3 protein-coding genes and 1 pseudogene are annotated in these 3287 nt (G+C 68.6%); 2 read left to right on the forward strand and 2 right to left on the reverse strand.

Annotation, left to right across the window (positions count from 1 at the left end; all coding sequences use genetic code 11):
- A pseudogene (locus tag AC1DVI_RS32045) lies at window positions 1-453 on the forward strand (flagellin N-terminal helical domain-containing protein); the annotation flags it as partial.
- Between the two features lie 94 nt (window positions 454-547).
- On the opposite strand, the gene AC1DVI_RS32050 reads toward AC1DVI_RS32045, so the two are convergent.
- The gene (locus AC1DVI_RS32050; RefSeq protein WP_476961420.1) at window positions 548-2167 is read right to left on the reverse strand and encodes a S10 family peptidase; all 1620 of its coding nucleotides are present in this window, start codon (window positions 2165-2167) and stop codon (window positions 548-550) included.
- A gap of 208 nt (window positions 2168-2375) precedes the next feature.
- Here AC1DVI_RS32050 and AC1DVI_RS32055 point away from each other — a divergent pair, with 208 nt between their 5' ends.
- Entirely contained in the window at window positions 2376-2858 is a 483-nt protein-coding gene (locus AC1DVI_RS32055; RefSeq protein WP_149167656.1) for a bacteriohemerythrin, read from the forward strand.
- 175 nt (window positions 2859-3033) lie between these two features.
- Here AC1DVI_RS32055 and AC1DVI_RS32060 read toward each other — a convergent pair.
- On the reverse strand, window positions 3034-3287 hold a 254-nt coding region (locus AC1DVI_RS32060; protein ID WP_476961421.1), incomplete at its 5' end, for a hypothetical protein.

Consider the following 3287-nt stretch of genomic DNA (forward strand, 5'->3'; position numbering starts at 1 on the left):
AATTCCGCGGCCAACCTGGTCTCGGTGCAGGTGACCGACGCCAACACCTCGAACGATCTGACGGTGCAGCTCAACGAGCGCAACACCAACGCGATCACGGTGAAGTCGCAGAACCTGACCACCAGCGGCCAGGGCCTGCGTCTGGACTACGCGCAAAACGACTGGACCGACCGCGCCGACATCGACAAGGCGGTCGCCAGCATCGACTACGCGAAGCAGAGCCTGCGCTCGGCCTCGCAGACGCTGTCGACCAACCTGAACATCATCACGACCCGCGAAACCTTCACCAAGGAGTTCAGCGACGTGCTGGTCGAAGGCGCCAACAAGCTGACGCTGGCCGACCAGAACGAGGAAGGCGCCAGCCTGCTGATGCTGCAGACCCGTCAGCAGCTCGGCACCATCGCCCTCTCGCTGGCCAACCAGTCGCAGCAGTCGATCCTGCGYCTGTTCTAACCGGCAAGGTCCAGCCGGCGACCACAGGCCGAGGCAAAGCATTGCGCAGCAGGCGTCCCGACCGGGGCGCCTGTTTTTCTTTCGCCCGCTCGCCTCACCGCAGCGCGGCCTCGATCAGGGCCCGCGCGTCGGCGGCCAGCTTCGCGCGCTCCGGCGCGCGGGTGTACATCATGTGACCGCCCTCATGGACCGTCACGGCGACCCGGTCGGCCTGCCCGTCCGGCAGCTCCAGGCGGGACGCCACCCAGCGCGACGCCATGTAGGGCGTGATGAGGTCGGTGCGCCCATGGGCGATCATCACCCGCAGCGCGGGCTGCAGGGTCAGGGCGGCCTGGAGATCGTCCACCGCGCTGGGCTGGCCGGAGCGCGGCCATTCCCATCCCCGATTCACCCGGTCGCTGAGCAGGTCGAACGGCACCTCCGTCCGCACGCCCAGCCATTCGTGAGCGTAGGCGGCGAAGGCGGTGGTGTAGGTCGGCACCGTGCCCTTCAGGAAGGGATCGAAGGGAAGGCGCGCCGCCGACGGGTCGGGGTCCGCGGCGTTGAAGGTGCCGTCATAGACGCTGGCGACCCGCCCCCGCCCGCGCAGCAGCTCGCGGGCGAAGACGTCGGGGGGGATCTCGCCGCGGAAGCGGGTCACCAGCTCTTCCGGCAGGCCGGTGGTCCGCGCCACCTCGGCGAAGAAGCCCTGCGCCGCGCCGGGCCGACGGTAGTCCAGACCGGCCAGACCGGTGAGGTAGCCGTTGAAGGCGTAACGCTCCGCCGCCGCCGCCGCCTGCTCCGGCGTGCCGGGAACCAGCCCGTTGGCGGCGGCGGAGGCGGCGTAGGAGGGCAGCCGCAGCGCCGGCACCAGAAGCCCGCCACCGCCGCGGATGGTGGCGAAATCGACCACCGGCGACACCATGATCAGCCCGTTGACCGCGATGCCGGTGTCGTCGATCAGCCGGTTGGCCATCTTGGCGATGCGGAAGCCGCCGTAGCTCTCCCCCACCAGAAACTTCGGCGACTCCCAGCGGCCGTTGCGGGTGAGCCAGAGCCGGACGATTTCCGCCATGGCCCGGCTGTCGGCATCGACCGACCAGAAGCGTTTGCCGGGGTCCTCGTCCCGCCGCGCGCCCTCCTCTTTTCCACCGTCACGCCGTATGCCCCGGCTGTAGCCGGTGCCAACCGGATCGATGAAGACCAGATCGGTGAAGGCCAGCCAGCTGTCCGGGTTGTCCAGCAGCGGGGCCGGCGGGCGGGTCAGCGACCCGTCGTCGTTGAAGCCGACCACCTTCGGCCCCAAGGCCCCCAGATGCAGATAGGCCGAGGAGGCTCCCGGCCCGCCGTTGAACACGAAGGCGACCGGCCGCTGGCCACGCGGCGTCCCGTCCAGCGTGCCCCCATCCAGCGTATAGGTGACGGTGAAGACGCGGGCCGCCACCTCCTCGCGCGGGCCGTCGCGCAGGGGCAGGAACTCCGCCACCGCCGTGTAGGCGAGCGGCCCGGAGGGCAAAGACAGCTGGTGTCTGGTCTCGCTGCGCTGGGCATCGAAGCCGTTGCCGGTCCGCTCCGCCGGCTTCGCTGCGCTCTGGTTCGGCTCGTGTTGGGCCGGTGTGTTTTGAGCTGCCGCGTTTTGAGGTGCCTCCTGGGCGGTCGCGACCTGGAGCGGCGGCAGCACCAGCAGGGCGAGGAGCGGCAAAAGGCGGAGGCGGCGGTTCATCGCACGTCGCATGGCGCATCCCGTCGGCTGTGTCGTCACAGGCCCGCATATTGACCCGCGCCCGGCGTCCGGCAAGGACACACAACCCTCGGCTTGCGCCATAGCTCACCACCAAAACACCAAAGCCGCGACAATTTATCTCAATTCAAACCATTGATGCACATACGACCGTGTTTATGATGCCCACGCTGTCACCACTTTAAGCCGAGTCATCGTGATCATGGACATGCCCGCCGAGAATTTTCAGGATCTCGTCTGGAGCGACGATCTTGAGTTGGGCGTCGAGGAGATCGACGAGCAGCACAAGCATTGGATCGGGCTGGTCCAGGCGTTCCATGTCGCCGTCGCCGAAGGCCGTTCCCGCGGGGAAGTCTATCGCACCCTGGCCGATGCGGTGGTCTATACGGAGATTCACTTCGCGAGCGAGCAGAAGGTGATGGAAGAAGCCGGCTATCCCTTCCTGGCCGACCATCTCGTCCAGCATTCCCTGGCGTGGGAGCAGCTGCACGCCTTCACCACCGGCAACGTGCCGGAGGAGAACATCGCCGAGTATCTGGCGACTTTCCTGCCGCAATGGCTGATGCTGCACATCAACTCCGCGGACCGCCAGTTCGCCCGCTGGCTGAAGGAGCGTGACGCCGTCCCGGCAGAACTGGCCGACACCCAGCTTTCCGGCCGCGTCTTCCCCAACATCCCGGTCTGACCCCGTCCCGCTCGCGATGACCGCCGCCGGTGGGGCTCCCTGCCGGCGGCGAAAGCCATGCCCGCAGGGTTCAACCCACCGACGGCGGCGCCCCCGAAGCCAGCGCGCATGAAAAAAGGGGAGGTCCGAGGACCTCCCCTTTTCCACGCCATGCCGGGGATGGAACCGGCTGGCCTCAGCTGCAGCCCGTGGTGGAGCCGCAGGTGTCGCACTTCAGGCAGGTGCCGTTGCGGACAAGCGTCATGTTGCCGCACTCCCCGCACTGATCCCCCTCGTAGCCGCGGGCGCGGGCCTCGCGGATGCGGTCGTAGCGCTGGTCGCTGTTGCTGCCGCCGTAGGCCGTGCCGGTGGTGCCGCCGACCGGGGCCGTGCCGCCGGCATGGACCACCGCGGCGCCGACCGCCGGGCTGGAGGCCACCGCCGCGTGGG

The sequence above is a fragment of the Azospirillum sp. P4_B5 genome, assembly GCF_056402275.1.